This is a genomic window from Actinophytocola sp. KF-1, from assembly GCF_054661535.1.
Genome location: NZ_BAAFVK010000001.1, coordinates 335,894 through 358,337 on the forward strand (window position 1 = coordinate 335,894; position 22,444 = coordinate 358,337).

General features: G+C 72.0%; 25 protein-coding genes. 22 read left to right on the forward strand and 3 right to left on the reverse strand.

Annotated elements, in window-relative coordinates; translation table 11 throughout:
* The 19 genes from ACYQ77_RS01700 to ACYQ77_RS01790 all read left to right on the forward strand — a co-directional run bounded on the left by ACYQ77_RS01700 (position 1) and on the right by ACYQ77_RS01790 (position 18,786).
* Positions 1-234, forward strand: coding sequence for a glutaredoxin family protein (locus tag ACYQ77_RS01700; RefSeq protein ID WP_459706685.1), 234 nt, complete (start codon positions 1-3; stop codon positions 232-234).
* 452 nt (positions 235-686) lie between these two features.
* Entirely contained in the window at positions 687-2,240 is a 1,554-nt protein-coding gene (locus tag ACYQ77_RS01705) for a molybdopterin-dependent oxidoreductase (protein ID WP_459706687.1), read from the forward strand.
* A 219-nt stretch (positions 2,241-2,459) separates the two neighbouring features.
* Positions 2,460-3,230 carry a redox-sensing transcriptional repressor Rex gene (locus ACYQ77_RS01710; protein ID WP_459708102.1) on the forward strand — a complete coding sequence of 257 codons (771 nt, stop codon included), beginning with the start codon at positions 2,460-2,462 and terminating at the stop codon, positions 3,228-3,230.
* Complete coding sequence (locus tag ACYQ77_RS01715) at positions 3,227-4,642, forward strand: glutamyl-tRNA reductase (RefSeq protein ID WP_459706689.1); 1,416 nt, start codon at positions 3,227-3,229, stop codon at positions 4,640-4,642. Before ACYQ77_RS01710 ends, ACYQ77_RS01715 begins: the two co-directional genes overlap by 4 nt.
* Positions 4,639-5,604, forward strand: a complete 966-nt coding sequence (gene hemC, locus ACYQ77_RS01720) for a hydroxymethylbilane synthase (protein ID WP_459706690.1) — start codon at positions 4,639-4,641, stop codon at positions 5,602-5,604. The genes ACYQ77_RS01715 and hemC overlap by 4 nt, the downstream gene beginning before the upstream one ends.
* 26 nt (positions 5,605-5,630) lie before the next feature.
* The gene (locus ACYQ77_RS01725; RefSeq protein WP_459706692.1) at positions 5,631-7,175 is read left to right on the forward strand and encodes a bifunctional uroporphyrinogen-III C-methyltransferase/uroporphyrinogen-III synthase; all 1,545 of its coding nucleotides are present in this window, start codon (positions 5,631-5,633) and stop codon (positions 7,173-7,175) included.
* A gap of 59 nt (positions 7,176-7,234) precedes the next feature.
* A complete protein-coding gene (hemB, locus tag ACYQ77_RS01730; protein ID WP_459706694.1) occupies positions 7,235-8,206 on the forward strand; it encodes a porphobilinogen synthase in 972 nt (323 codons plus the stop codon).
* Positions 8,207-8,235: 29 nt separating this feature from the next.
* Positions 8,236-8,946, forward strand: coding sequence for a hypothetical protein (locus ACYQ77_RS01735; protein ID WP_459706696.1), 711 nt, complete (start codon positions 8,236-8,238; stop codon positions 8,944-8,946).
* Complete coding sequence (locus ACYQ77_RS01740) at positions 8,943-9,380, forward strand: hypothetical protein (protein WP_459706698.1); 438 nt, start codon at positions 8,943-8,945, stop codon at positions 9,378-9,380. Before ACYQ77_RS01735 ends, ACYQ77_RS01740 begins: the two co-directional genes overlap by 4 nt.
* Positions 9,381-9,384: 4 nt before the next feature.
* Positions 9,385-9,918, forward strand: a complete 534-nt coding sequence (locus ACYQ77_RS01745) for a hypothetical protein (RefSeq protein WP_459706700.1) — start codon at positions 9,385-9,387, stop codon at positions 9,916-9,918.
* A 13-nt stretch (positions 9,919-9,931) separates the two neighbouring features.
* Positions 9,932-10,252, forward strand: a complete 321-nt coding sequence (locus tag ACYQ77_RS01750) for a hypothetical protein (RefSeq protein WP_459706701.1) — start codon at positions 9,932-9,934, stop codon at positions 10,250-10,252.
* Positions 10,253-10,270: 18 nt separating this feature from the next.
* Positions 10,271-11,566 (forward strand): glutamate-1-semialdehyde 2,1-aminomutase, encoded by a 1,296-nt coding sequence (hemL, locus tag ACYQ77_RS01755; protein WP_459706703.1) that lies wholly within the window; start codon positions 10,271-10,273, stop codon positions 11,564-11,566.
* Entirely contained in the window at positions 11,563-12,195 is a 633-nt protein-coding gene (locus ACYQ77_RS01760; RefSeq protein ID WP_459706705.1) for a histidine phosphatase family protein, read from the forward strand. The genes hemL and ACYQ77_RS01760 overlap by 4 nt, the downstream gene beginning before the upstream one ends.
* On the forward strand, positions 12,192-12,770 hold the full coding sequence (locus ACYQ77_RS01765) for a TlpA disulfide reductase family protein (RefSeq protein WP_459706706.1): 579 nt from the start codon (positions 12,192-12,194) through the stop codon (positions 12,768-12,770). Before ACYQ77_RS01760 ends, ACYQ77_RS01765 begins: the two co-directional genes overlap by 4 nt.
* 61 nt (positions 12,771-12,831) lie before the next feature.
* The gene (locus tag ACYQ77_RS01770; RefSeq protein WP_459706708.1) at positions 12,832-13,584 is read left to right on the forward strand and encodes a cytochrome c biogenesis CcdA family protein; all 753 of its coding nucleotides are present in this window, start codon (positions 12,832-12,834) and stop codon (positions 13,582-13,584) included.
* Positions 13,585-13,684: 100 nt separating this feature from the next.
* Positions 13,685-15,223: a cytochrome c biogenesis protein ResB gene (gene resB / locus ACYQ77_RS01775; RefSeq protein ID WP_459708104.1), complete on the forward strand. Its 1,539-nt coding sequence runs from the start codon at positions 13,685-13,687 to the stop codon at positions 15,221-15,223.
* Positions 15,223-16,176 (forward strand): c-type cytochrome biogenesis protein CcsB, encoded by a 954-nt coding sequence (gene ccsB, locus ACYQ77_RS01780; RefSeq protein ID WP_459706710.1) that lies wholly within the window; start codon positions 15,223-15,225, stop codon positions 16,174-16,176. The genes resB and ccsB overlap by 1 nt, the downstream gene beginning before the upstream one ends.
* Positions 16,177-16,277: 101 nt before the next feature.
* Positions 16,278-17,045, forward strand: a complete 768-nt coding sequence (locus ACYQ77_RS01785; RefSeq protein WP_459706711.1) for a hypothetical protein — start codon at positions 16,278-16,280, stop codon at positions 17,043-17,045.
* 316 nt (positions 17,046-17,361) lie between these two features.
* Entirely contained in the window at positions 17,362-18,786 is a 1,425-nt protein-coding gene (locus tag ACYQ77_RS01790) for a MinD/ParA family ATP-binding protein (protein ID WP_459708105.1), read from the forward strand.
* A gap of 272 nt (positions 18,787-19,058) precedes the next feature.
* On the opposite strand, the gene ACYQ77_RS01795 is transcribed toward ACYQ77_RS01790, so the two are convergent.
* Entirely contained in the window at positions 19,059-19,283 is a 225-nt protein-coding gene (locus ACYQ77_RS01795) for a hypothetical protein (RefSeq protein ID WP_459706713.1), read from the reverse strand.
* Between the two features lie 77 nt (positions 19,284-19,360).
* Positions 19,361-19,576, reverse strand: a complete 216-nt coding sequence (locus ACYQ77_RS01800; RefSeq protein ID WP_324922875.1) for a BldC family transcriptional regulator — start codon at positions 19,574-19,576, stop codon at positions 19,361-19,363.
* A gap of 145 nt (positions 19,577-19,721) precedes the next feature.
* Between ACYQ77_RS01800 and ACYQ77_RS01805 the strand changes: the two genes are divergently transcribed.
* From ACYQ77_RS01805 to cds1, 3 genes are read left to right on the forward strand one after another with little or no spacing between them, the layout of a single operon-like run.
* Positions 19,722-20,186, forward strand: coding sequence for an Lrp/AsnC family transcriptional regulator (locus ACYQ77_RS01805; RefSeq protein WP_459706715.1), 465 nt, complete (start codon positions 19,722-19,724; stop codon positions 20,184-20,186).
* 10 nt (positions 20,187-20,196) lie between these two features.
* Entirely contained in the window at positions 20,197-20,484 is a 288-nt protein-coding gene (locus ACYQ77_RS01810) for a DUF4229 domain-containing protein (RefSeq protein ID WP_459706716.1), read from the forward strand.
* On the forward strand, positions 20,485-21,582 hold the full coding sequence (cds1, locus tag ACYQ77_RS01815) for an L-cysteine desulfhydrase Cds1 (RefSeq protein WP_459706717.1): 1,098 nt from the start codon (positions 20,485-20,487) through the stop codon (positions 21,580-21,582). It abuts the gene before it with no gap.
* Here the strand turns inward: cds1 and ACYQ77_RS01820 are convergent.
* Positions 21,568-22,443, reverse strand: coding sequence for a 1,4-dihydroxy-2-naphthoate polyprenyltransferase (locus ACYQ77_RS01820; protein ID WP_459706719.1), 876 nt, complete (start codon positions 22,441-22,443; stop codon positions 21,568-21,570). The genes cds1 and ACYQ77_RS01820 overlap by 15 nt on opposite strands.
* Position 22,444 lies beyond the last annotated feature (1 nt).

The window sequence follows — 22,444 nt, forward strand, 5'->3', positions numbered from 1 at the left end:
GTGGTCACTGTGGTGTCGAGGCAGGGCTGCCACCTGTGCGAGGTGGCGGAGGCGGACGTCGAGCGCATCTGCGGCGAGCTGGGCGAGCCGTGGGAGATCACGGACGTCGACGCCGACCCGGAACTGCGCGCCGAGTACGGCGACCAGGTCCCGGTGATCCTCATCGACGGCAACGAGCACGGCTACTGGCGCGTGGAGGAAGACCGCTTCCGGGCGGCGCTGGCCTCGAGGTAGCGCGCCGCGCGTGCCCGCGGGCGGCCGCCGGCCCCCGGTCACCAGCGTACCGGCGACCACCGACGGGGACGTGGGCTGAGCAGCGGGTTGTCCACAGGATCGCGTCACCCAGCCGGGTGTTGCGGGGCAGGTCGTCCGGGTTCGGTGGCGCCGGTCGTCTCCTGCGCGGATGGCGGTGGCTCAGGCGTCGGGCGGAGGCTGCGCAAGCGTGTGCACACGGGGTGCGGCCCGCCGGGCCCAGGTGCCGCGCCGTCGAGGTCACCGAAGGCAGTTGTCCACAGGCGGGCTCCGGCGCGGCCGTTTCCGTCGGTCCCCGCCGGTAGGCTGGAAACCGGGGGCCGGAGGCCGCCGGGGGCCGCCGGGGGCCCGCCAGGGCCCGTCCCGGCCCAGGTAAGAACTCCGTAATCGCGCCGAGGTTGAACCGAACACCCCGCCGGGCCGAACGTATAGGTGTGCAGCTCGACACCCGGCCCGCCACGGCCGCCGATCCCGCGTCCAGGCTCCCCAGGGGCCGGGCGGTCACCGTCGCGTTCGTCTCGCTCGTCGCGGCGCTCGGGGCCGGGCACCTGGTCGCGGGGTTCGTCGGGCCCGAGGCGTCACCGTTCCTGGCGGTCGGCAACTGGGTGCGGGACAGCTCCCCGCACGCGGTCGTCGAGTGGGCCAAGGCCACGTTCGGCACCGCCGACAAGACCGTCCTCTTCATCGGCGTCACCGTCGTCGTCCTGGCCGTGACCGCCGCGGCCGGGCTCCTGTCCCGCACGCGCCCGACGCCGGGCCTGATCGTCGCGGCCGGGCAGGGCGTCGTCGGGTTCGTCGCCGTGCTCACCCGCCCCGACCTCGGGCAGTTGGGCGTCGCCGCCCCCGCCGCGAGCACGGTCGTCGGGCTCGTCGTGTTCAACTGGCTGCACAACCGGGCGTGGCCCGTCGAGCAGGACAGGGAGAGCCGCCGCCGGTTCCTGCGCGCGACCGCGGGCACGGTGCTCGGCGCCGGGGTCGCGGGCACGATCGGCCGGCTGGTCGGCGACCGCGTGGACGTCGAGGCGTCCCGCGCCGCCGTCGGCGACCTCACACCGGCCGGCCCCGCGCCCGCGCTGCCACCCGGCGCCGACTTCGCCGCGAACGGCTCCGCACGGTTCATCACGAGCAACCGCGACTTCTACCGCATCGACACCGCCCTCACCCTGCCCCGCGTCGACGCGCGGGACTGGCGGCTGCGCATCCACGGCCTGGTCGACGACACCGTGGAGTTCACGTTCGCCGACATCCGCGACCGCCGCCTGATCGAGCGGCCGGTCACGCTGGCCTGCGTGTCCAACGAGGTCGGCGGCGGCCTCATCTCCAACGCGAACTGGATCGGGGTGCCGCTGCGCGACCTGCTGCTGGAGGCGGGTGTCAAACCGGGCGCCGACCAGCTGTTCTCCACCAGCGTCGACGGCTTCACCGCGGGCACGCCCGTCGACGCGCTCCTGGACCCCGGCCGCGGCGCCATGCTCGCCATCGGCATGAACGGCGAACCGCTGCCCCAGGAGCACGGCTTCCCCGCGCGCATGGTCGTGCCCGGCCTGTACGGCTACGTGTCCGCCACCAAGTGGGTCACGGACATGGAGCTGACCACGTTCGCCGACAAGCAGGGCTACTGGGTCCCGCGCGGCTGGTCCGCCAAGGGGCCGGTCAAGACCCAGTCCCGCATCGACACCCCGCGCGACGGCTTCGTCCTCGGCCGCGGCCGCACCACGGTCGCGGGCACGGCGTGGGCGCAGACCATCGGCGTCCGCGGCGTCGAGGTGCGCGTCGACGACGGCGAGTGGCACCCCGCCGAGCTGAGCACCGAAGTGGACGTCAACACCTGGCGCATGTGGCGCGTCACCCTCGACCTGCGGCCGGGCGCGCACACCATCCAGGTCCGCGCCACCGACAACCTCGGGTACACGCAGACCGAAGCCGAGGCCCCGCCCGCACCCGACGGCGCCACCGGGTGGCACACGGTCCACGTCTCGGTCGACTGACCGTCCAGGGCCCTGTTACCCCGCGGTGCAAGACTCGGGGTGGAGGGACAAAACCGCCGTTCACCGGCGACTTTGTGCCTGCGTTCACAAGCGGCTACCGTATGAACATTCCCATGGGCGTGTCTTTCGAGGAGTATCAGCGTGGCGCAGCGTGGCCAGACTGGCGCGAACGGTAGAAAGCCAGTTCCCGCTGAGAACGCTGCGGAAGTGACCGCGCCCATGCCGCCCCTGACCAACGGTCAGGGCGCGCTCTCGCCGCGGGCGATCCCCGAGGCCGCCGTCGCGCGCCTCGCGGTCTACCTGCGCGTTCTGTCCGGCATAAAGGAGCAGGGCATCACCACGGTGTCCTCGGAGGAGCTGTCCGTCGCGGCGGGCGTCAACTCCGCGAAGCTCCGCAAGGACCTCTCCTACATCGGCACCTACGGCACGCGTGGTGTCGGGTACGAGGTGGAGGTCCTCATCGACCAGATCGAACGTGTGCTCGGCCTCACCCGTGAACAGAGCGTGGCCGTGGTCGGCATCGGTAACCTCGGACATGCACTCGCCAACTACGGCGGGTTCCCTGGCAGAGGCTTCCCGGTGACCGCACTCTTCGACGTCGACCCCGACCTGATGGGCGTGCCCGTCGGTGGGATCCCGGTCCACCACATCGACGACATCCCGACGGTGTGCGCGGCCAAGGAGATCACCATCGGCGTCATCGCCACGCCGCCCGCCGCCGCCCAGGTGGTGTGCGACCGGCTGGTGCAGGCGGGCGTCGAGTGCATCCTGAACTTCGCCCCGGTGGTGCTGCAGGTGCCCGAGACGGTCGAGGTCCGCAAGGTGGACCTGGCCGTCGAGCTGCAGATCCTGTCGTTCCACCAGGCCAGGCGCGCGGACACCGCTCCCCCCGGGGAGACGGCGCCGCAGCCCAGGAGCAACGGCCGGGTCAACGGTTCGCCGCGCCACAGTGTCGACAACAGGCCGAACGGGGCGGTGGTCAGACGATGAGTGTGCTGGCGGTCGGTGTGTCGCACCGGTCAGCGGACGTGCGGGTGCTGGAGCGCGCGACGGTCCCGTCCGGCGACGTCGCCAAGGTGCTCGACGAGCTCATGCGGTGCGAGCACATCGTCGAGGCCACGCTGGTCACGACGTGCAACCGGGTCGAGGTCTACACGGTCGTGGAGGCCTTCCACGCCGGTCTCGCGGACGTCGTCGGTGTCCTCGGCAGGCACTCCGGCCTGGACGCGGCCGAGCTGTACGAGCACCTCTACGTGCACTACGCGGCGGCCGCGGCCGAGCACCTGTTCCGGGTCAGCGCCGGCCTCGACTCCATGGTCGTCGGCGAGGCGCAGATCCTCGGCCAGGTCCGCACCGCCTACAACACCGCGCGCGAGGCGGGCACCGCGGGCCGCACGCTGCACGAGCTGTTCCAGCGCGCACTGCGGGTCGGCAAGCGCGTCCACGCCGAGACGGGCCTGGACGCCGCGGGCGGCTCGGTCGTCTCCGAGGCGCTGGCCGACGCCGACCGCGTGCTCGGCGGCCTGGCAGGCCGCCGCGCGCTGATCGTCGGCGCCGGTTCGATGGGCGGGCTGTCCGCCGCCGCGCTGCGCCGCGCGGGCATCGGCGAGATCGTCATCGCCAACCGCACGGTCGAGACCGGCGCCCGGCTCGCCGAGCTGCAGCTGGAGCAGGGCACCCCGGCACGTGCCGTGGGCCTCGACGACCTGCCCGCGCACATCGCGGCCGCCGACGTGGTGGTCGCGTGCACCGGCGCGACCGGCACGGTGGTCGACGCGCGCATGGTGGCCGCGCGGGTGCGCCCGCTGGTGGTGTGCGACCTGGGGCTGCCGCGTGACGTCGCCGCCGACGTGGCCGATGTGCCCGGCGTGACGATCGTCGACCTGGAGAGCCTGCAGCGGCGGCTCGCGGCGTCGCCGAGCGGGCTGGACACGCACCGCGCGGCCACGATCGTCGCCGACGAGGTGAGCGCGTACCTCGCGACGCAGCGGTCCGCGGCGGTCACACCGACCGTCACCGCGCTGCGCAGGCGTGCCGCCGAGGTGGTGGACGCCGAGCTGCTGCGCCTCGACTCGCGGCTGGACCTGGACGCGGGCACGCGCGCCGAGGTGGCGCAGACCGTGCGCCGCGTCGTGGACAAGCTGCTGCACACGCCGACCGTGCGCGTGAAGGAACTGGCGTCCGGCCCGAACGGCGTCGAGTACGCGGAAGCGCTGCGCGAGCTGTTCCAGCTGGACCCGGCCACCCCCGCGGTGATCGCCGCGAAGCCGGGCGCCGCCGCGACCGCTGTCAACCCCGCCCCGGCCACCACCCCGAGCGAAAGTCCCATTCGCGCGGCAGGGGGCCCCCCGAATTCCACGCTATCGCAGGGGACTGACATGTCCGGCGGTGAAGACCGGTGAGCAGGACCATCCGCATCGGCACGCGGGGCAGTGCGCTCGCACTCGCCCAGACCGGCACCGTCGCCGCCCAGCTCGAGGCGGCGGGCGCCAAGGTCGAGATCGTCACCGTCGTGACGCCCGGCGACACGTCGTCGGCGCCCATCGCCGAGATCGGCGTCGGCGTGTTCACCTCCGCGCTGCGCGACGCGCTCGCGAACGGTGAGGTGGACGTCGCCGTCCACTCCTACAAAGACCTGCCGACCGCACCCGACCCCCGTCTCTCCCTCGCCGCGGTCCCGCCGCGGCAGGACCCGAGGGACGCGCTGGTCGCGCGGGACTCGCTCACGCTGGGCGAGCTGCCCGCGGGCGCCCGGGTCGGCACGGGGTCGCCCCGCAGGGCGGCGCAGCTCCAGGCGCTCGGCCTGGGCCTCGAGATAGTGCCCATCAGGGGCAACGTCGACACCAGGATCCGCAAGGTCCACGACGGTGAGCTCGACGCCGTCGTCCTGGCCCGCGCCGGGCTCGCCCGGCTCGGCAGGCTCGAGGCGATCACCGAGGTGCTCGACCCGATCCAGGTGCTCCCCGCGCCCGCGCAGGGGGCGCTGGCGGTGGAGTGCCGGGTGGCCGACGTGGACACCGAACACCTCCTCCAGTCCGTTGTGGACGACGAAGCCACCAGGGCGGCGGTCGCCGCGGAGCGGGCCTTGCTGGCCGCGCTCGAGGCGGGCTGCCAGGCCCCGGTTGGCGCTCTGGCCGACGTGGTCGAGGACCTCGACGCGAACGACAAGGTCGTGCACCGCCTGTCGTTGCGCGGGGTCGCGGCCGCGAACTGGACAGCGGGCAGCACGGCCGAAGGGCCTGCTGTCGACCTGATCCGCGCGTCGGCCACCGGTGACCTGACCGAAGGTGAACAGCTCGGGCGTGCGTTGGCCGCCGAGCTGCTCGAGCTCGGCGCCGGCGCGCTCGCCGGTGACGAGCAATAAGTAATCAAGAGGGAAGTGGCCCAGGAATGACCACCCGTACCCGTAAGTCCTCCGGACGCATCGCGTTCGTGGGCTCGGGGCCCGGCGACGCCGGGCTTCTCACCGTCCGGGCGCAGGAGCTCATCGCGCGCGCCGAGCTCGTGGTGATCGACCCGGACGTGCCCGCCGGCGTGCTCGAGCTGGCCGGCCGCGACATCGAGGGCGAGGCCGAGGTCCGCCCCGCGGTCGGCGAGCCTGCCGATGTCGCGAAGGACCTCGTCAACGAGGCCAAGGCGGGCCGCGTCGTGATCCGCCTCGTCTCCGGTGACCCGCTCACGCACTCCGGTCTCGTCGCCGAGGCGCAGGCCGTCGCGAAGACGGCCGCCGTCTTCGACGTCGTGCCCGGCGTCCCCGCCGCGACCGCGGTCCCCGCCTACGCGGGCATCGCGCTCGGCGGCACCCACACCGAGGTCGACGTCCGCGGTGAGGTCGACTGGGCCGGGCTCGCCAAGACCCCGGGCCCGATCGTGCTGCTCGCCAGCTCCAGCCACCTCGCCGAGGCCGCGTCCGCGCTCGTCGAGCACGGCCTCGCGCCGCAGACGCCCGTCGCGGTCACCGCCGACGGCACCGGCGCGGGCCAGCGCACGCTGGACTCCACGCTCGCCACGCTCGCGCAGGACGCGGGTGAGATCTCCGGCAACCTCGTCGTCACCGTCGGCCAGGCCGTCGCCGCCAGGACCAAGCTGTCCTGGTGGGAGTCCCGCGCCCTCTACGGGTGGCGTGTGCTCGTGCCCCGCACCAAGGACCAGGCCGGTGAGATGTCCGAGCGGCTGCGGCTGCACGGCGCGATCCCGTCCGAGGTGCCGACGATCTCCGTCGAGCCGCCGCGCAGCCCCGCCCAGATGGAGCGCTCCGTCAAGGGCCTCGTCGACGGCCGCTACCAGTGGCTCGTGTTCACCTCCACCAACGCCGTGCGCGCGGTGTGGGAGAAGTTCGAGGAGTTCGGGCTCGACGCCCGCGCGTTCTCCGGCGTGAAGATCGCCTGTGTGGGCGAGTCCACCGCGGAGAAGGTGCGCGGCTTCGGCATCATCCCGGAGCTCGTGCCCTCCGGCGAGCAGTCCTCCGAGGGCCTGCTCGAGGAGTTCCCGCCGTACGACGACATCCTCGACCCGGTGGACCGCGTGCTGCTGCCGCGTGCCGACATCGCCACCGAGACCCTCGCCGCCGGTCTGCGCGACCGCGGCTGGGAGATCGACGACGTCACCGCGTACCGCACCGTGCGCGCCGCCCCGCCGCCCGCGGAGACCCGCGAGATGATCAAGACCGGTGGCTTCGACGCGGTGTGCTTCACCTCGTCGTCGACCGTCCGGAACCTGGTCGGCATCGCGGGCAAGCCGCACACCCGCACGCTCGTCGCCTGCATCGGCCCGAAGACGGCCGAGACCGCGCGCGAGTTCGGCCTCCGGGTCGACGTCCAGCCCGAGATCGCGCAGGTCCCGGCGCTCGTCGACGCACTCGCGGAGCACGCCGCCCGCCTCCGCGCGGAAGGCGCCCTCCCGCCGCCCCGCAAGACCAAGCGCGCCCGTCGCTGACCCCTGGAGGGCACCTCCGACACCGTCGGAGGTGCCCTTCGTGGTTTCGAGGAGTTCCGATGTACCCAGCGCACCGTCCCCGTCGCCTGCGCGGCACCGCCGCGATGCGCCGCATGGTGGCCGAGACGACCGTGCGGCCGAGCCAGCTCGTGCTGCCCATGTTCGTCAAGGAGGGCGCGACCGAGCCGGTCCCGATCGCGACCATGCCCGGCGTCCTCCAGCACACCCGCGACAGCCTGCGCAAAGCCGCCGTCGAAGCGGTCGAGGCGGGCGTCGGCGGGCTGATGCTGTTCGGCGTCCCCGAGCACAAGGACGCGACCGGCTCCGGCGGCATCGACCCGGACGGCGTGCTCAACGTCGCGCTGCGGGACCTCAGGTCGGAACTCGGTGACGACACCGTCCTCATGTCCGACCTGTGCCTCGACGAGTTCACCGACCACGGCCACTGCGGCGTGCTCGACGACCACGGCCGCGTCGACAACGACGCCACGCTCGAGATCTACGGCCGCATGGCCGTCGCCCAGGCCGAAGCCGGCGCCCACATGCTCGGCCCCAGCGGCATGATGGACGGCCAGGTCGGCGCCATCCGCACCGCGCTGGAAGGCGCCGGGTTCACCGACACCGGCATCCTCGCCTACGCGGTCAAGTACTCCTCGGCGTTCTACGGCCCGTTCCGGGACGCCGTCGAGTCGTCGCTGCAGGGCGACCGCCGCACCTACCAGCAGGACCCGGCGAACGTCCGCGAGGCGCTGCGCGAGGTGCGGCTCGACCTCGACGAAGGCGCCGACATGGTCATGGTCAAGCCGGCCATGCTCTACCTCGACGTGCTCCGCGCGGTCGCCGAGGAGTCCGACGTGCCGGTCGCCGCGTACCAGATCTCCGGCGAGTACGCGATGATCGAGGCCGCCGCGGCCGGTGGCTGGTGCGACCGGCGCACCGCCATCCTCGAGTCGCTCACCTCCATCCGCCGCGCGGGCGCCGACGTGGTGCTCACCTACTGGGCGGTCGAGGCGGCGGGCTGGCTGCGCTGACGAGAAAAGGCACAGGTAACCTGCGCGCCGTGACGAAGCCTGGCAATTCGGACCCCGCAGACCGCCACGAGGACGGGGACAAGGCCGTGCCGGACGAGGACACCACGTCGTCCCTGGCGCCCGACCCGGTGGAGCCTGCACCGGCCGCCGACGCCGAGCCGGAGAAGGCCGGGCCGGCGGCCACGCACGCGGCGAAGCCGACGGCCAAGCCGAAGATCGAGAAGGCGCCCCCGATCCGCGCCGACGACGAGCCGGTCATGCCGACCGCCCGCGAGGCGGCCATGCGTGCCCAGGCCAAGCGCCGCTTCGAGGAGCCCGCGCCGCGCACGCTGCGCATCTCCTTCTACTTCTTCGTCGCCGCGGGCCTGATCTGGCTCGCCAGCATGGTGATCTCGCTGATCTACAAGCAGGACATCATCGACGCCCAGATCGAGGCCAGCAAGGGCACCGACCTGACGCCGGACCAGATCGCGAACGGCGTCACGCAGATCCTGTGGATCGTCACGATCGCGGCGCTCACGTTCACCGTGTTCCTCGGCCTGTTCGGCTACAAGGCCACCGAGGGCACCCGCCGCGCCCGCACCCTCGTCACGATCTTCGGCATCATCCTGGTGCTGTTCCACCTGCTGCTCAACGGCACCCCGCCCGGCATCCTGTCCGCCATGTTCTGCCTGGTCGGGCTCGCGCTGCTGTGGTCGCCGTCGGCACGCGGGTATTTCCCGCCGCGCGAGCTCCGATGAGCGACGGGCCGGTCCTCTACGCGGAACCCGGTTCGACCCGGTGGCCGCTGCTGTGGGGGCCGGCCTTCGCCGCGCTCGGCGCCGGGCTCGAGGCGCTGACCGGGCCCGTGCACACCGTGCAGTGGCTCATCGTCGGCATCGGCCTGTTCGGCGTCTTCGCGCTGTGGGTCAACGTGCGCCGCAAGGTCTACCGCGTCGAGCTGACCCCCGAGACCCTGCACCAGGGACGCGAAGCCCTGCCCGTGAAGGACATCGCGCGGGTCACCGACGTCGGCGCCGCACCGGGCGCCAAGGTCCTCGGCGGCGGCTGGACGGTCCCCCGCAAGACCGTCGAGGTCCCGGTCCGCCTCGACGACGGCAGCACGGTCCTCGCGTGGGCCCGCGACGACGAGGCCCTCAAAGCCGCCCTCGCCCGCCTCGTAGAGGAAGAATGACGCCGTGAGCATGCCGCCCCCACCGCCCCTGCCACCGTCGGAAGGCCCGATCACGCGGCCCAAGGCGGTCGACTCGGCGTTCCACGCGGTCCTCGCGAGCATCGTCATCAGCGCACTCGGCACGGTGTTCACCGTCCTGCTCGACCGGTCCCAGCTCACGGCCATGGTCAACCAGATGATGGCCGACCTTCCCGAGGGGCGCACCGAGGCGCCGATGTCCGTGTCCGGCGCCGTCGGCGCCTTCCAGGTCATCCTCGGCTTCAGCATCGCGCTCTTCGCCGGTCTCATGCTGCTGTTCGCGATCAAGATGCGGACGGGCCGCAACTGGGCGCGGATCCTGCTCACCGTCTACACGGCCGTCGGCGTCTGGAGCTTCCTGTCCGCCATGGCGTCGGTGGGCGCCGAGCTGGGGCTCATGTGGAGCCTCGCCGAGGTCGCGTTCGGCGTGACCGCCGTCGTGTACATGTTCCGCCCCGAGTCGACCAGGTACTTCGCCGAGCACAAGCAGCGCCGCCTGCAGGCCCGGCAGCGACCGTGAGAAAGTAGACAGCGTGACCGCTGCCACCGACGAGCTCGTCGCCCCGCCACCGACCGAGCCCGGCAGGCTGAACAAGCCCGTGCGCGCGTTCGTCGCGCTGGCCGAGCTGATCGCCGCCGCGGTCGCCGTGTGGTTCGCCTTCGACGTCTGGCCCCGCGGCGTCGCGAAGATCGTCGAGCACTACCCCAACGGCCTGGTGCTCGAGTCCACCCGCTGGGTGGGCAGCTGGATGGCCTTCGCCATCCTGCTCGGCACCATCGCGGCCGTCCTCGTCGTCGACGCCGTGCGGCAGGTCGTGCTCGCGGTCCGTGCCCGTCCGAAGCGCGGTCGATGACGATGTAAGACTGGGGCCGTGACGACGGAACAGTCTCGGGCCCTCTTCAAGCGTGCTCAGTCGGTGACCCCGGGCGGTGTCAACTCCCCGGTGCGCGCGTTCCAGGCGGTCGGCGGCACCCCGCGGTTCATGGTCCGCGGCGAGGGCGCCTACCTGTGGGACGCCGACGGCAACCGCTACGTCGACCTCGTCTCCTCCTGGGGCCCGATGATCCACGGGCACGCGCACCCGCCGATCGTCGAGGCCGTGCGGAACGCCGCCGTCGACGGCCTGTCGTTCGGCACGCCGACCGCCGGGGAGATCGACCTCGCCGAGGAGATCATCAACCGCGTCGAACCGGTCGCGGCCGTGCGCCTCGTGAACTCCGGCACCGAGGCCACCATGAGCGCGATCCGCCTCGCCCGCGGCTTCACCGGCCGGTCCAAGATCGTCAAGTTCGCCGGCTGCTACCACGGCCACGTCGACGCGCTGCTCGCCGAGGCGGGCTCCGGCGTCGCCACGTACGCGCTGCCCAACTCGCCCGGCGTCACCGGCGCGCAGGCCGGCGACACGATCGTCCTGCCCTACAACGACCTCGAGGCCGTCCGCGCCGCGTTCGCCGAGCACGGCGACGAGATCGCCGCCCTCATCACCGAGGCCGCGCCCGGCAACATGGGCGCCATCCCGCCCGAGCCCGGCTTCAACGAGGGCCTCCGCGAGATCACCCGGCAGCACGGCGCGCTGCTCGTGATGGACGAGGTCATGACCGGCTTCCGCGTGTCGTCGGCAGGCTGGTTCGCCATCGACGCCGTGCCCGGCGACCTCTACACGTTCGGCAAGGTCATGTCCGGCGGCCTGCCCGCCGCCGCGTTCGGCGGCCGCGCGGACGTGATGGCGCACCTCGCCCCCGCCGGACCCGTCTACCAGGCCGGCACGCTGTCCGGGAACCCCGTCGCCGTCGCGGCGGGCCTCGCGTCGCTGCGGGAGGCGACCCCCGAGACGTACCGGCAGCTCAACGCCAACGCGACCCGGCTGGGCGCGATGATCGGCGCCGAGCTGACCGCCGCGGGCGTCCCGCACCACGTGCAGTTCGCGGGCAACCTGGTCAGCGTGTTCTTCACCGAGTCGCCGGTGCGGAACTTCGCCGAGGCGAAGGCGTCCGACACCGGCCGGTTCCCCGCGTTCTTCCACGCGCTGCTCGACGGCGGCGTGTACGCACCGCCGAGCGCGTTCGAGGCGTGGTTCGTCAACGCCGCCATGGACGACGAGGCGTTCGACATCATCAGCGCGGCGATGCCCGCCGCTGCCCGTGCCGCCGCGGAGGGGACGAAGTGAGTGTCAGAACGGTCGTGCACCTGTTGCGGCACGGCGAGGTGCACAACCCGACGGGCGTCCTGTACGGCCGCCTCGAGGGCTTCAAGCTGTCCGAGCTGGGGCAGCGGCAGGCGCTGACCGTGGCCGAGCACCTGGCGGGCAACGACATCACGCACGTCGTCGCGTCGCCGCTGGAACGCGCGCAGCAGACCGCCCAGCCCATCGTCGACTCCCACCAGCTCGACCTCGCCACCGACGAGCAGCTGATCGAGGCCGACAACGTGTTCGAGGGCCTGCGCGTGTCGATCGGCGACGGCGCGCTGCGCTCACCGCGGCACTGGCCGCACATGCACAACCCGTTCCTGCCGTCGTGGGGCGAGCCGTACCTGCACATCGCCCGCCGCATGCTCGGCGCCGTCTACCGCGCCCGTGCGGCGGCGGAGGGCCACGAGGCGGTGTGCGTGTCCCACCAGCTGCCGATCTGGACGCTGCGGCGGTTCCTGGAGGGCAAGCGGCTGTGGCACGACCCGCGCCGTCGGCAGTGCTCACTGGCGTCGCTGACGTCGCTCATGTTCGACAACGAGAGCCTCGTCGCGATCCGCTACCGCGAACCGGCCGGGGCGAGCAGCCCGAAGGTGACCGGCGCATGAAGCGGCTGGCACTCCTCCTCGCCGCCCTGTTCGTGGTCGCCGGCTGCTCGACCGGCTCCGACGCCGTCGCGACGGGCACCGAGTTCAACTTCGTCAGCCCGGGCGGCAAGACCGACATCCCCTACGAGGGCGGCGAACGCCAGCCGATCCCGGAGATGAGCGGCGACAGCCTCATGGCGGAGGGGGAGCAGATCAAGCTCTCCTCGTACCAGGGCAAGGTCGTCGTGATCAACATCTGGGGCGCGTGGTGCCCGCCCTGCCGTGTCGAGGCCCCGCAGTTGCAGAAGGTGTGGGAGACCTACGGCGACAAGGGCGTGCAGGTCCTCGGCATCGACTTCCGCGACTACGACCGCCAGCAGCCCGCCGACTTCATGCGTGACACCGGCCTCACCTACCCGTCGATCTACGACCCGTCCGGCCGGTCGCTGCTGCCGCTGAAGGGCTACCCGAGGGCGGCGGTCCCGTCGACGATCGTGCTCGACAAGCAGCACCGCGTGGCCATGATCTTCCTGCGTGACCTGCTCGCCGAGGACCTGACCCCGGTCCTGGACAAGCTGCTGGCGGAGAAGTCTTAACGGCGGCTGAGAGGGGACCCGTCCTGACTAGGACCTAAGTCCCGCGCCTACCCTGGTCGCCGTGGACCCGACCGCCATCGCCACCAGCGGGCCGCTCGTGCTGGCCGCTGGTGTCGCGCTGCTCGCGGGCCTGGTGTCCTTCGCCTCACCGTGCGTGGTCCCCCTCGTCCCCGGCTACCTCGCCTACCTCGCCGCGCTCGTCGGCGCCGACACGCAGGACGAGAAGAGCAAGAAGATCAAGGTGCTCGGCGCCGTCGGCCTGTTCGTCCTCGGGTTCACCGTCGTGTTCGCGGCCGGTGTCGGCAGCATCGTCTGGCTGTCCGACACGCTGTTCGCCAACCAGGCGACGCTGCAGCGCGTCGGCGGCGTCGTGATCATCGCGCTGTCGCTGGTGTTCGTCGGCTTCATCCCCGGCCTGCAGCGCGAGTTCCGCTTCCACAAGGTGCCCCGCATGGGGCTCGCGGGCGCGCCCGTCCTCGGCGCGATCTTCGGCCTCGGCTGGACGCCGTGCATCGGCCCGACGCTGTCCGGGGTGATGGTCATCGCCGCGAGCACCGGCGGCACCGCGGCCCGCGGCCTGCTGCTGGTCCTCGTCTACTGCCTCGGCCTCGGCATCCCGTTCCTGCTCATCGCGCTCGGCGCGCGCTGGACGGTCCGCGCCAACGGCTGGCTGCGCCGCCACACCCGCACCATCCAGCTCGTCGGCGGCGGGCTGCTGTTCGTCGTGGGCGTGCTGCTCGTCACGGGCCTGTGGGCCGAGCTGACCAACTGGCTCAAGTACACGGTGGTCACGACGACGGAGCTGCCCCTGTGAGCGGAGCGAACCATCGAGCACAGGGACAACGATTCCCCGGAGCCTGCGAGGGGGAATCGTGATCGCATTTCTCCGGAACACGTGGCGCGGACTCACCTCCATGCGCACGGCACTCGTGCTGCTGTTCCTCCTCGCGGTGGCGGCCCTGCCCGGCGCGCTCCTGCCACAGCGCTCGCTGAACTCGCAGAAGGTCGACGAGTACATCGCGTCGCACGGCTGGTGGGGTGAGCTGCTCGGGCGGCTGGAGTTCTACAACGTCTACGGCAGCGTCTGGTTCTCCGCGATCTACCTGCTGCTGTTCATCTCGCTCGTCGGCTGCCTGCTGCCCCGCTCGTTCGAGTACGTGCGCGCACTGCGCGGCAAGCCGGTGCTCACGCCGCGCAACCTGGCCCGCCTCCCGCACCACCGCGAGGCCACCACCGCCGCCACCCCCGACGAGGTCATGGCGAGGACCACCGCGCGGCTCAACGGCTGGCGCCACGAGGTGCGCGAGGAGGAGGGCGGCGCCCGCAGCGTCTCCGCCGAACGCGGATACCTGCGCGAGACCGGCAACCTCGTCTTCCACTTCGCGATGCTCGGCCTGATCGTCGCGCTCGCGATCGGCAAGATGTTCCAGTACGAGGGCCAGGTCATCGTCCAGGCCAACGGCTCGGAGTTCTGCAACATCGGCACCGTCGGCTACGACACGTTCCGCCCCGGCCTGCGCGTCGACGGCACCGACCTGAACCCGTTCTGCGTGAAGGTCGACGACTTCCGGGCGCACTACCTGCCCACCGGCCAGCCCGACTACTACCGCGCCGACGTGCGGTACCAGTCCGGCGCCGACCTGGACACCGGCACGTGGCGGCCCTACACGCTCGAGGTCAACTCGCCGCTGCGCACCGCGGGCGACCGGATCTACCTGCTGAGCCACGGCTACTCGCCGACCTTCACCGTCACCTTCCCGGACGGCCAGACCCGCACCCAGACCGTCCAGTGGCGACCGGTCAACCAGCTCACGTACCTGTCCGAGGGCGCGACCAAGTTCGACCCACCCGGCGTCAGCGACCCGGCCGAGCGCCGCAAGCGCCAGCTCGCCATCACCGGCCTGTTCGCACCCACCGCCGTGATGGGCCACGGCAACATCCTCAGCTCGGGCTTCCCCGACCTGCGCGACCCGGCCGTCGCGATCGACGTGCTGAAGGGCGACCTCGGCAACGACTCCGGCCGCGGCCAGTCGATCTACGAGGTCAACCAGGAGATGGTCGACTCCGGCAGGCTCAAGCGCGTCGCCCGCGAGAACATGCGGCCCGGCGACCAGATCACGCTCGACGACGGCACGAAGGTCAGCTTCGACGGCGTGCAGCGCTGGGTGTACCTGCAGGTCTCGCACGACCCCGCGCAGGGCTGGGTGCTGGTGTTCGCCGTGCTGGTCGTGTTCGGCCTCGGCCTGTCGCTCGTGATCAAACGGCGCAGGCTGTGGGTGCGTGCGACACCGACGAAGGACGGCGGCGGTACCGTGCTCGTGTTCGGCGGTCTCGCCCGCACTGACCAGGCCGGATACGGCGAGGAGTTCAGCAGGCTGACCGAGGAACTGCTCGCCGAGCTGTCCCCGCGCGAAGAAGAACACCAAGGCGCCACCGCTTCGAGGGAGCCATGATGGACGTCAACGAGACGTTGTCCAGCTACAGCGACTGGTGCTACGGCATCGCCGTCGGCGCGTACGTCGTCGCGATGCTGTTCTACCTGTACGAGCAGGCCTTCGGGTACCGCGAGCGCAGGGCCGCGAAGGAGCTGGTCGCGGTCGGCGGCGGGGACACGCTCGTCGCGGACGAGCCGTCCTCGGAGCCTGCGCCGGACGAGCCGGCCTCCCGGGTCGCCCGTGCCGTCCGCATCGGCAAGCTCGGGGTGTCGCTCACCGCGTTCGGCGCGCTGCTGCACTTCGGCTCCCTGGTGCTGCGCGCGCTGGCGACGGGCCGTGCGCCGTGGGGCAACATGTACGAGTTCGGCGCCACCCTGTGCCTCGTGGCCGTGGGGACGTGGCTCGTGGTGCTGCGGAAGTACCCGACCGTCCGCCACCTCGGCGTGTGGGTGCTGTGCCCGGTCATCGTGCTGATGTTCCTCGGCGGTGTCGTGCTGTACACGACGGCCGCGCCCGTGCAGCCCGCGCTGCAGTCGTACTGGCTCGTGATCCACGTGTTCGCGATCGCGCTCGGCAGCGGCATGGTGCTGGTGCCCGGCGTGGTGAGCGTGCTGTACCTGCTGAAGGTCAAGAAGCCGGCGTGGGCGACCCGCCTGCCCGCCGCGGACGTGCTCGACCAGGTGGCCTACCGCACGACCGTGTTCGCGTTCCCGATCTACACCGCGGGCGTGATCTTCGGCGCGATCTGGGCCGAGCAGTCGTGGGGCCGGTTCTGGGGCTGGGACCCGAAGGAGACCGTCGCGTTCATCGCGTGGGTCGTCTACGCGGCGTACCTCCACTCGCGGGCGACCGCGGGCTGGCGCGGCGGCCGGGCCGCCGTGATCAACATCGTCGGGTTCGCCGCGATGATCTTCAACCTGTTCTTCATCAACCTGGTAACGACCGGGTTGCATTCCTACGCAGGGGTTTGACCTCGGTAGTTGGACAACACGCGTCGTTATCAGTACTCTCCGCTGCGGGGTTCGCCGGGTTACACCCATATGGGTGACGCTTAACTGGGCCAGGAGGGCTTGTGACGTACGCAGGGGCTTACGGGCGCGAAGAACGGCTGCCGGTCGACCGGCTGTTACGCCGGGAGAACCACCCGCTGGGTGTCCGCCGCCAGGAAGCGACGAAGATCGCCACCGAGGAGGCCGCGGAGGCCGCCTCGTCGAACAAGCGCTGGACGTTCGGCGCCGCCGCGGGCGCACTGCTCGTCGCGGGCACCTTCGCCGCGGGCGCGCTCGGCATCTCCGGTGGCGCCGCCACCCCCGTCGCGGGCTCCGCGCCCGAGCACGCCCCCGCGTCCCCCGGCCACACCCCGGGCAGCCCCGTCGTCGGCGCCCCGGTCCCCGGCCAGGCCGACGACGAGCAGCAGCAGGACCCGCGCGGCGGGCAGACCGTGCCGTCGTCGGCGAGCGGCCCGCGTACCGAGGCGCCCTCGGCCCCCGGCGCCAGCGCCGACCAGGGCGGCAGCAGCCAGGCGGGCGGTGGCACCGCGGGTGGCGCGAGCACGGCCACGCCGGCACCCGCTGCCCAGCAGCCCGCGCCGCAGCAGTCCGCACCGGCGCCCGCGCCTGCCCCTGCTCCGGCTCCGGCCCCGGAGCAGGAACGGCAGGGTGGCCTGCTCACGCCCGTGACCGACGTGGTCGGCGGCGTGCTCACGCCGGTCACCGACGTCGTCGGCGGTGTCCTCTCCCCGCTGACCGGCAGCAGCGCCACGTCGACGCAGAGCGCCCCGGCGCCGTCCGGTCCGGCCCTCACCATGATCAATCCGCTGGGTGACCTGCTGGGCGGCTGACGGCTCCGCACCGGTTGCTGGTGCGAACACCGGACGCCCCCAGGTCGACGGTGCCGAGCACCTGCGACTACCGTCGCGTGCGGAGGCGGTCCAGGTCGGTGCGTCAGGGAGGAATCCAGCGGTGAGTGCGCGCGAAGGAGAGCCGGATGGGGGCGTTCCCCGCGCAGGCGTAGAGCAGGAACCGGCGCCGAGGAGCGACTTCTCCTGGGTGCCGCCCGGCACGCAACCACCGGCGGGTGACTCGGAGCGGCCCACCCACGACTTCGGCCCCAACCCCCTGGTGTCCAACTACGGTCCCGCGCCGGGCACGCAGCCCATGCAGCCGCAGTACACCGAGCCGACCCCGTCGGGTGGGCAGCCGGTCCAGTACACGGAGCAGACGCCGTCGGGTTCGCAGCCGGTGTCGCCGCAGTACACGAACCCGTCGGGTTCGCAGCCCGTGCCCCAGCACTACGTGGACCAGACGCCGTCCGGGTCGCAGCCGGTGTCACCGCAGTACACGAATCCATCGGGTTCGCAGCCCGTGCCCCAGCACTACGTGGACCAGACGCCGTCCGGGTCGCAGCCCGTGGCGCCGCAGTACACCAACCCCACCGGCTCGCCCCAGTACGTGGACCCGTCGGGCTCGCAGCAGGTCCCGCAGCACTACGTGGACCAGACCCCGTCGGGCTCCCAGCCCGTGGCGGGCATCTCCGGCCCCCACCAGGTGCCGCAGGGCTCCGGCCCGCACCAGGTGCCGCCGCAGCCGTTCCCGTACCAGCAGCAGTACCCGGGCCAGCCCGGCCCCGTCCGCCAGGGCCAGCCAGCGCACGGCGAGGAGTTGTCGTCCGCCAAGCTCATCAAGCAGACCAAGCGCCCGCCCCAGTCGGGCTGGCGCAAGGCGGTCTTCGTGGCGAGCGGCCGCCTCATCAACGTCGGTGAGAGCCCGGCCGAGCAGCACCGGCGCGAGCTGATCGCCCGCGTCAACCAGCCGCTCCGCGGCTGCTACAAGATCGCGATGCTGAGCCTGAAGGGCGGCGTGGGCAAGACCACCACGACCACCACCCTCGGCTCGACGTTCTCGTCCCTGCGCGGCGACCGCGTGATCGCCGTCGACGCGAACCCCGACCGCGGCACCCTGAGCCAGAAGATCCCGCTCGAGACCACGGCCACCGTCCGCCACCTGCTGCGCGACGCCGACCGGATCCACCGCTACAGCGACATCCGCGCGTACACGTCCCAGGGCCCGAGCCGGCTCGAGGTGCTGGCGAGCGAGCAGGACCCGGCGGTCTCGGAGGCGTTCAGCGAGGACGACTACCGCCGCACGGTCGCGCTGCTCGAGCACTTCTACAACATCGTCCTGACCGACTGCGGCACCGGCCTGATGCACTCGGCCATGAAGGGCGTCCTCGACATCGCGGACGCGCTGGTCGTCGTGTCGTCCGGCTCGGTGGACGGCGCCAGGTCCGCGTCGGCGACCCTGGACTGGCTCGACGTGCACGGCTACCGCGACCTGGTCTCCCGCTCGGTCGCGGTCATCAACTCGGTCCGCCCGCGCGCGGGCTCGGTCGACCTCGACAAGCTGGCCCAGCACTTCGGCGCCCGCTGCCGTGCCGTCTGCCGCATCCCGTTCGACCCGCACCTGGAGGAGGGCGCGGAGATCGAGCTGGACCGCCTGGCCGCCCCCACTCGCCTGGCGCTGCTCGAGCTGGCCGCCACCGTCGCGGACGGCTTCCCGAGCGAGTTCTACTACATGCGCTGACCGCGGTCAGCGGATCAGCAGGCCGACGACGGTGATGATGAACCCGGCGATCCCGGTCACCTCGGTGATCAGGGTCAGCCGGGATTTCGCCGGCTCGGCCGCGCGTGACCCGCGGGTACTCGATGCGGGCGTTCTCGCCGCCGACGCGGTGACCGGCGACGATCAGCCCCGCCACCGCGAGGACGACCAGGACGAACCCGAACAGCGACAACACGGACATGGCGTCCTCGCGAGAGGTCGGCCGATCCGTGACTGCCGAGCCCGATCGCTCGTCAGACCGGGGGCTGCTTGCCGTCCGCGTCCGGCGGGTTCTTCCGCTCGTTGAGGCTGCGCAGGAACTCCGGGTCGTCGTCGGGCGCGATGGGCGCCGGACGACGGGCCGGACGGGCAGGACGGCTCACGCGTCGCTCACTCCCGGTTTCGGGGTTCGCGACGAACGCCCGCCACAGCAGCACAACGACGCAGACGGCGCCGATCGCGGCGAGCAAGTACAGCATCTGCCACCTCCCGAGGTCCTGGCGTCGAGGTTAGCCCTTTTGTACCGATTTCGGGCCCTCGGGGTGTCAACGCTGCGTCAGGCGTGGCCGTTCCCGAGGTTCGCCTCGGTGGTGAGTTCGGCGAGCAGGGTCTTCACCTCGGACTCGCGGAACCGGCGGTGCCCGCCCGGTGTGCGGATGGAACCGATGCGGCCGGCGGTCGCCCACCGCGTCACGGTCTTCGGGTCGACGCGGAACAACGCCGCGACCTCGCCGGGGGTCAGGAGCCGCTCACCGACATGTGCCGCTGTCACGTGTCCTCCTCAGTAGGTCTGAACTGGACACGCCAATCGTTGCATCTCGACCATCGGGTACTCGAACGGTTGTCTGATGGTAAAGAGGTAGTAAGGGACAAAACGGCGGGATCGGACACGATCAAGTACCCGCTAGAGTGCCGCCGTGGACGACGTCGACCGCCGCATCATCGCCGCACTCCGAGAGCACGGCCGGGCGACCTACGCCGAGCTGGGCAGGCAGGTCGGCCTGTCCGCCTCCGCCGTGCACGAGCGCGTCGGCAAGCTCGAGACCAGCGGCGTCATCACCGGCTACCACGCCGTGGTGAACCCCAGCGCGGTCGGTCTCGGCGTCACCTCGCTGATCGGCATCTACTCCACCGACACCGCGGACGACGAGGACGTGGCCGAAGAGCTCGCCCGCCTCGACGAGGTCGAGTCCTGCTACCGCGTCGCGGGTGACGAGTCCTTCATCGTCAAGGTACGCGTCGCCACCGTCGACGACCTCGAGCGCACGCTCGGCAGGCTCCGCCGCATCGAGGGCATCGCCCGCACCCGCACCACGCTCGTGCTCTCGACCAGGTTCGAGGGCAGGCCGAACACCTCGGAGGCCGGCAAGGATGACGAGTAACGTCATGCGGGTGGCTGACCACAACCTCGCACGCGACCTGACCCTGTACACGCTGGGCAGGCTCGTGCTGATCGCCGCGGTCACCGCCCTGCTCGTGCTGTTCGACGTGCCGCTGCTGGTGGCGCTCGCCGTCGCGGTCGTGGTCGGGTTCCCGCTGGGCCTGCTGGTGTTCCGCGGCCTCAACCAGCGGGTCACCGCGGCCCTCGCCGAACGCGGCAAGGACCGCATGGACGCCCGCGAGCGCCTGCGCGCCGAACTGCGCGGTGACCAGCCCGGGCCGGACGGGGACGCCGAGTAGATGGCCGCCGTCGACCGCTGCAGCGAGCGGACCCGCGACTGGGTGTGCGAGGCCGTCCACATCATCGACGCGGACGCCAACCGCAGTGCGGACACCCACCTGCTGCCGTTCCCGCTGCCCGCCGAGTGGAAAGTCCGCCTTTACCTCAAGGACGAGTCGACCCACCCGACCGGCTCGCTCAAGCACCGGCTGGCCCGGTCCCTGTTCCTCTACGCGCTCTGCAACGGCTGGATCGTCGAGGGCACGCCGGTCATCGAGGCCTCGTCCGGCTCGACCGCCGTGTCGGAGGCGTACTTCGCGCGGCTGCTCGGCCTGCCGTTCATCGCGGTCGTGCCGAGGACGACCAGCGCGGAGAAGGTGGCGCTGATCGAGCGCGAGGGCGGCCGGTGCCACTTCATCGACGAGCCGAGCCAGCTGTACGCCGAGTCGCACCGCCTCGCCGCCGAGCTGAACGGTCACTTCATGGACCAGTTCACGCACGCCGAGCGCGCCACCGACTGGCGGGGCAACAACAACATCGCCGAGTCGATCTTCGAGCAGATGGCGCTCGAGCCCAACCCGGAGCCGGAGTGGATCGTCGTCGGCGCCGGCACGGGCGGCACCAGCGCCACGATCGGCCGCTACATCCGCTACCAGCGGCTGCGCACCCGCCTCGCGGTCGTCGACCCCGAGCACTCGGTGTTCTTCGAGGCGTGGCGTGACACCGTGCCGGACCTCACCGCGTGCCAGGGCTCCCGCATCGAGGGCATCGGCAGGCCCCGCGTCGAACCGTCGTTCGTCGGCCAGGTCATCGACCGCATGATGAAGGTCCCGGACGCGGCCTCACTGGCGACGATCCACGCCGTCGAGCCGATCCTCGGCCGCCGCGTCGGCGGCTCCACCGGCACCAACCTGTGGGGCGCCTTCCAGATCGTGGCCGAACTCCGCGCGACCGGCCGCGAGGGCAGCGTGGTGACCCTGCTCTGCGACGGCGGCGAACGCTACGCGAACACCTACTACGACCAGGACTGGCTCGCCGCCCACAACCTCGACCTCGCTCCCCACAAGGAGACCGTGGCCAAGTTCCTGTCCACCGGCGAGTGGTCAGGACAGGGCTAGCGCCACCGTCGTCAGCACGGCCCACGCGAGCATCGCCAGCGACGTGTCGCGCAGTGCGGGGATCAACGCCAGACCGGTCCCGCCGCTGCCGACCGCGCGCAGTGCGGGCACCACCAGCACGGCCGCGAGCAGCCCCAGCAGCGACCACGGGTTCGCGACCGCCAGGACCACGCTCACCACGAACGGCACGGCGACCAGCACGAAGTACAGAACCCGCGTGCGCCGGTCCCCGAGCCGCACGGCCATCGTGATCTTGCCCGCCTCCCGGTCCGTGGGCAGGTCGCGCAGGTTGTTCGCCACCAGGACGCTCGCCGAGATCGCGCCCAGAGCCACCGCCCCCGCCACGCCGGGCCAGGTCACCTCGCCCGTCTGCACGTACAGCGTGCCGAGCACGGCCACCGGCCCGAAGAACGCGAACACCGCGACCTCGCCCCAGCCCGAGTACCCGTACGGCTTCGGCCCGCCCGTGTAGAACCAGGCGGCCGCCACGGACACCGCGCCGACGCTGATCAGCCACCAGTGCCCGGTCAGTGCCACGAGCAGCAGCCCGGCCACACCCGCGACGCCGAAGCACACGAACGCCGCCAGCTTCACCGCCGACGCCGACGCGACCCCGGACGCCACCAGCCGCAGCGGACCGACGCGTGTGTCGTCCGTGCCCCGGATGCCGTCGGAGTAGTCGTTGGCGTAGTTCACGCCGACCTGCAGTGCCAGCGACACCACCAGAGCGAGCAGCGAGGCCCACCAGTTGAACTCGCCGATCGCGCCCGCGGCGCCTGCCCCCACGATCACCGGCGCCACGGAGTTCGGCAGCGTCCGAACACGTGCACCGGCCACCCACTGTCCTGCGGTTGCGGCCATG

Bases quoted from the DNA above. Each gene is read 5' to 3' on its own strand.
- ccsB (WP_459706710.1), top strand. From the start codon at position 15,223: ATGGACGTCAACGAGACGTTGTCCAGCTACAGCGACTGGTGCTACGGC.
- ACYQ77_RS01740 (WP_459706698.1), top strand. From the start codon at position 8,943: ATGAGCGACGGGCCGGTCCTCTACGCGGAACCCGGTTCGACCCGGTGG.
- ACYQ77_RS01710 (WP_459708102.1), top strand. From the start codon at position 2,460: ATGCCGCCCCTGACCAACGGTCAGGGCGCGCTCTCGCCGCGGGCGATC.
- ACYQ77_RS01820 (WP_459706719.1), bottom strand. From the start codon at position 22,443: ATGGCCGCAACCGCAGGACAGTGGGTGGCCGGTGCACGTGTTCGGACG.
- hemB (WP_459706694.1), top strand. From the start codon at position 7,235: ATGTACCCAGCGCACCGTCCCCGTCGCCTGCGCGGCACCGCCGCGATG.
- ACYQ77_RS01790 (WP_459708105.1), top strand. From the start codon at position 17,362: ATGCAGCCGCAGTACACCGAGCCGACCCCGTCGGGTGGGCAGCCGGTC.
- ACYQ77_RS01765 (WP_459706706.1), top strand. From the start codon at position 12,192: ATGAAGCGGCTGGCACTCCTCCTCGCCGCCCTGTTCGTGGTCGCCGGC.
- ACYQ77_RS01715 (WP_459706689.1), top strand. From the start codon at position 3,227: ATGAGTGTGCTGGCGGTCGGTGTGTCGCACCGGTCAGCGGACGTGCGG.
- ACYQ77_RS01725 (WP_459706692.1), top strand. From the start codon at position 5,631: ATGACCACCCGTACCCGTAAGTCCTCCGGACGCATCGCGTTCGTGGGC.
- resB (WP_459708104.1), top strand. From the start codon at position 13,685: ATGCGCACGGCACTCGTGCTGCTGTTCCTCCTCGCGGTGGCGGCCCTG.
- ACYQ77_RS01795 (WP_459706713.1), bottom strand. From the start codon at position 19,283: ATGCTGTACTTGCTCGCCGCGATCGGCGCCGTCTGCGTCGTTGTGCTG.
- cds1 (WP_459706717.1), top strand. From the start codon at position 20,485: ATGGCCGCCGTCGACCGCTGCAGCGAGCGGACCCGCGACTGGGTGTGC.